Genomic DNA, 4,792 nt, shown 5'->3' with positions numbered 1-4,792 from the left:
CCGTCAAAGTTACCCTCTGACAGCTAATTTTATGCGATTGATTTCCAATAGCTGATGGCGCTTATATAAATAGCGGGCTATCAATGCATTGTGTGTGGATGATACACTTTTCCTATAAAAAAAGCAACAAAAAACTACACTTTTCCATAAGATTTCGGGGGGTAAAAACTACACTTTTCCAATTTTCATGGATGCTGAATGGCAGATTTTCGCTCCGGAATCAGGGCAAGTAAAAACCCGCGGCGGCTTCACTCCTGAAGCTGTCGCGGGTTCGGTTTTTCGTTCTTGCGCTGGCAGACGCATGGCGTCGGTCAGAGCCGTGATCCGGCTTGAAGCCGGGGAGGATTAAAGCTCGATAAGTTTTTTGATCTGCTTTTCGAGATTTTCCTTTGACTGTGCGCCTGCGAGGCGGAGGTCACGGATCTGCTCGCCGTTCTTGAAGAAGAGAATGGTCGGAATCGACATGATGCGATACTGAGTGGTCAGGTCGTTTTCTTCCTCGATGTTGTATTTGCCGATAGCGACAGTGTCTTTGTATTCTTCAGCAAGTTCCTCAACAACGGGAGCCATACGCTGGCAGGGACCACACCAGGTTGCCCAAAAGTCGATTACAACGGGTTTGCCTGAGGCAATGATGTCGTGTACATTCTGATCGGTAAAAGTCATGACAGTTTATTTTTTAGTTGGATGTTAATGTTTTAGGTTTTATTCCGGACAAGGAGGGCGGACGCCGTGTTGTCCGATGCAAAGGTAGGAATTTCCCCGTGATTTCCAATCGTTGCGGCAAGGATTCTGCAACCTTTGCGCTTAATCGTTGATAGAGAAGCTGATATCCTCCTCGGTCAGCGTGTCGACGAGCTTGCGGGAGATCGGAATACGCCGCGATGACGACAGATGGAGCGAGCGGTTGATCTTCGGGTCGAAGATGCGGAACGAGAGTTCGCCCTTGGCATTGGCGTCGCTGCGGATTTCCTCTTCGATCAGGTCCTTGAGGTGCTGCGTGATCTTGTCAGATGGCAGGTCGATGGTTATGCTGTTGACCAGCTGACCTTTCACGTTGCTCAGCAGACGGATGTTGAGGATATTGAATCGCGGGTCGGAGTTGGCGTAGCGGCGTTCGTAGCGGCCGCTGATCAGAATCGGGGTTCCGGGTACGCCGTAGTTGTGGAAGTTGATGTAGTTCTCGTCAAAGAGCATGAATTCGGCGCTTCCGGTGTAGTCCTCGATTTTCAGGATTCCGAACTGGCCGCCGCGTTTCGATGGGCGGCTTGTGAATTCGACAACCATGCCTCCGAAGGTCAGGTCGACACCTTCGACCGGGGTGAATTCATTGAAGCCCTTGATCGTGCAGGAGGTGCCGTAGTTCAGCTCCATGTAGTAGGGATCGAGAGGATGGGCCGAAAGATACATCCCGACCAGTTCACGCTCGCGTTCGAGCAGCGTCGCCGAGGGCCATTCGGTCTGCGGGACCACCGGCGGACGCCCCGATGTGGAGAGTTCCGAGTCATCGCCGAAGAGCGACATGGCCGATTTGGTCTTGTCGGCCTGAAAGGCCTGTCCGTAGCGTACAAGGCTTTCAACGAAGGCCTCTCCGCGCTGGTTGGTGCCGAAAAAGTCCTCGCGCTTGATCCCCTCGAAGCTGTCGAAGGCACCTGCGTAGACGAGATTTTCCATCAGGCGGCGGTTGATGCCCTGGGAGGGCACACGCTCCACGAAGTCGTAGATCGACTCGAAGGGGCCGCCCGCTTTACGCTCTTCGATTATGGCTTTGACCACACCCTCGCCCACGCCCTTGATGGCCGCGAGTCCGAAGCGGATGTCGCCGTGGGAGTTCACACCGAACTCCATGAAGCTTTCGTTGATGTCGGGTCCGAGGACTGAGATTTTCATGCGTTTGCACTCGTCCATGAAGCCTGTGAGCTTGTTGATATCCGAGCGGTTGCGCGTGAGGATGGCCGCCATGTATTCCGACGGATAGTTTGCCTTGAGCCATGCCGTCTGGAAAGCGACCCAGGAGTAGCAGGTTGCGTGACTCTTGTTGAAGGCGTAGGATGCGAATTTTTCCCAGTCGGCCCAGATTTTTTCAAGAACTTTCGGATCGTGGCCGTTGGCCTGTCCGCCCTTGAGGAAGAGGCCTTTCAGCTCGTTCATCTTGTCGATCAGCTTCTTACCCATAGCCTTTCGCAGGGTGTCGCTCTGGCCGCGGGTGAAGTTGGCGAGCAGACGCGACAGGAGCATGACCTGTTCCTGATAGACGGTCACGCCGTAGGTGTCTTTGAGATATTTCTCCATCACGGGAATGTCGTAGGTGATGGGGCTGCGGCCATGTTTGCGGGCGATGAAGTCGGGGATATAGTCCATAGGACCCGGACGGTAGAGGGCGTTCATGGCTATGAGGTCCTCGAAGGTCGACGGCTGAAGCTCGCGCAGATATTTCTGCATGCCCGCCGACTCGAACTGGAAGGTTCCGACCGTGTTTCCGAGGCTGTAAAGCTCGTAGGTTTTCGGGTCGTTGATGTCGATGTTGTCGATGTCGATTTCTATGCCGCGCGTCTGACGGATGTTCGAGATGGCCTCCTTGATGATCGAGAGGGTTTTCAGTCCGAGGAAGTCCATCTTGATCAGGCCGGTGTCCTCGATGATCGAGCCTTCATATTGGGTTACGATCATCTTGTCGTTGTCCTTCGAATCGACGCTCTTGTCGACGGCTGTGGCCACGGGCACCCAGTCGGTGATCGGGTCGCGGCAGATGATGACGCCGCAGGCATGCACACCGGTGTTGCGGACATTGCCTTCGAGGCGTTTGGCATATTCGAGAGTCTCGCGGATCAGCGGATTGGTCGAGCTGAGTTCCTGCGCGAATTCCGGAACGTATTGATAGCAGTTCTTGAGGTTGGTTTTCAGCGTCTTGCCGTCAGGTCCGTCAGGCATACGCTTTGGCACGAGGTTGGCGATGCGGTTGCTTTCGGGCAGGGGCAGCTGCTCGACGCGCGCCACGTCCTTGATGGCCGATTTGGCCGCCATCGTGCCGAAGGTGATGATGTGGGCCACTTTTTCCTCGCCGTAGCGCTCGGTGACGTAGTGGAGCACGTCGGCTCGCCCGTCGTCGTCGAAGTCCACGTCGATATCAGGCAGCGAGATTCGGTCCGGGTTGAGGAATCGTTCGAAAAGGAGGTCATATTTGATCGGGTCAACCTGAGTGATTCCCAGACAGTAGGCGACCACACTGCCCGCCGCCGATCCTCGGCCCGGTCCCACGCTGACGCCTAATTTGTGGCGCGCCACGTTGATGAAGTCCTGGACGATAAGGAAGTAGCCCGGAAAACCCATTGTCTTCATGATATACAGCTCGAACTTGATTCGCTCCTCCAGTTCGGCTGTCAGAGGCGAGCCATAGCGGCGCTCGGCACCTTCGTAGGCCAGTTTTGACAGATAGTCGGCCTCGAATTTGATGCGGTAGAGCTTGTCGTAGCCCCCCAGCTTGTCGATTTTTTTCTGAGCCGCCTCCGGCGAGAGCACCACATTGCCGTTCTCGTCCTGAGTGAACTCGTCAAACAGTTCCTGCTCGGTGATGCGGCTGCGGTATTCCTCCTCGGTGCCGAAATCGGCGGGAATCTCGAAGAAGGGCATGATCGGCGCATGGTCAATTGAGTAGATCTCCACCTTGTCAAGAATCTCCAGCGTATTCTCCAGCGCCTCAGGCAGATCGGGGAACACAGCCGCCATCTCGGCCTGAGATTTGAACCACTCCTGCTTCGAGTAGCGCATACGGGCCATGTCGGCCACATAGTTGTTGGTCGAGATGCAGATCAGGCGGTCGTGGGCCTCGGCATCCTCCGCATTGATGAAGTGGGAGTCGTTCGTGGCAATGATCTTGATGCCGTGGCGGCGCGCAAGGTCGATCAGCACCGGATTGACCTGCTCCTGCTCCACGTAGGTCTCGCGGTTGGCATTCGGATCGTCTGTCTTGTGGCGCTGCAACTCGATATAGTAGTCATCGCCGAAAGTCTCCTTGAACCACAACACCTGCTTTTCAGCCTCTTCGAGCTGCCCTGTGGCTATCAGACGCGGAATCTCGCCGCCCAGACAGGCCGAGCAGACGATCAGACCCTCGCGATGGGCTGCAAGGGCCGCCTTGTCGGTTCGCGGATGGTGATAGAAACCGTCGGTATGGGCCTGGGATACGATCTTTATGAGGTTCTTGTAGCCCTTGAGATTCTTGGCCAGTACAACCAAGTGGCGTCCCTTGTCGGTCTTGTCCGAGCGGTCGGTCAGCGAACCCTTGGCCACATACATCTCGCAGCCGAAAATCGGTTTGAAAGCAAGTTTGCGCTCGATCTTCGCAATTTCCGGTGCCAGTTCCTCGCGGACCTTCTCGGCCTCCGCATCGGGAGCCTCGTCGATCTTTTTCTTCAGATCGGCAAGTTTGCCCTTATATTTTCCTTTGACCTTATTGACATAGTTGAAATATTCCTTTATACCGAACATGTTGCCATGATCAGTCAGGGCGAAACCGGGCATACCGAGATCCATCGCCTTGTCGACAAGCCCTGTGACAGAAGCCTGGCCGTCAAGCAGTGAATACTGGCTATGCACGTGAAGATGAACGAATTGTTGCATGTGTGATCGTGTGTGGTTTTACAGACGGCCTCCTCCGGCCATTCCTAATGCAAATATACGAAGAATATTCTGCGAAAAAAATAGCGCGTTGTGAAAGTATCTTTGATTGCAGCTCATTCCGCCACCGCAAATCTCCACGCATCCCCTCCCCACCCAAGAAGCGCCGTAGGTG

The 4,792-nt window shown here is 54.8% G+C and carries 2 protein-coding genes; both read right to left on the bottom strand.

Features of this window, described 5'->3' with window-relative positions:
* Nucleotides 1–345 precede the first annotated feature (345 nt).
* Entirely contained in the window at nucleotides 346–666 is a 321-nt protein-coding gene (gene trxA / locus K2H17_RS09465; protein WP_300134074.1) for a thioredoxin, read from the bottom strand.
* A gap of 141 nt (nucleotides 667–807) precedes the next feature.
* Nucleotides 808–4,620: a DNA polymerase III subunit alpha gene (gene dnaE / locus K2H17_RS09460; protein ID WP_300134073.1), complete on the bottom strand. Its 3,813-nt coding sequence runs from the start codon at nucleotides 4,618–4,620 to the stop codon at nucleotides 808–810.
* Between the last annotated feature and the right edge of the window lie 172 nt (nucleotides 4,621–4,792).

The organism is Duncaniella sp. (assembly GCF_029054785.1).
GTDB lineage: Bacteria > Bacteroidota > Bacteroidia > Bacteroidales > Muribaculaceae > Duncaniella.
The sequence above is the reverse complement of the archived record's forward strand: the minus strand, read 5'-3'. Positions and strand labels throughout refer to the sequence as shown.

What these genes read in the sequence shown, in the direction of transcription:
- trxA (WP_300134074.1), bottom strand. Translation starts at nt 666, where the DNA reads ATGACTTTTACCGATCAGAATGTACACGACATCATTGCCTCAGGCAAA.
- dnaE (WP_300134073.1), bottom strand. Translation starts at nt 4,620, where the DNA reads ATGCAACAATTCGTTCATCTTCACGTGCATAGCCAGTATTCACTGCTT.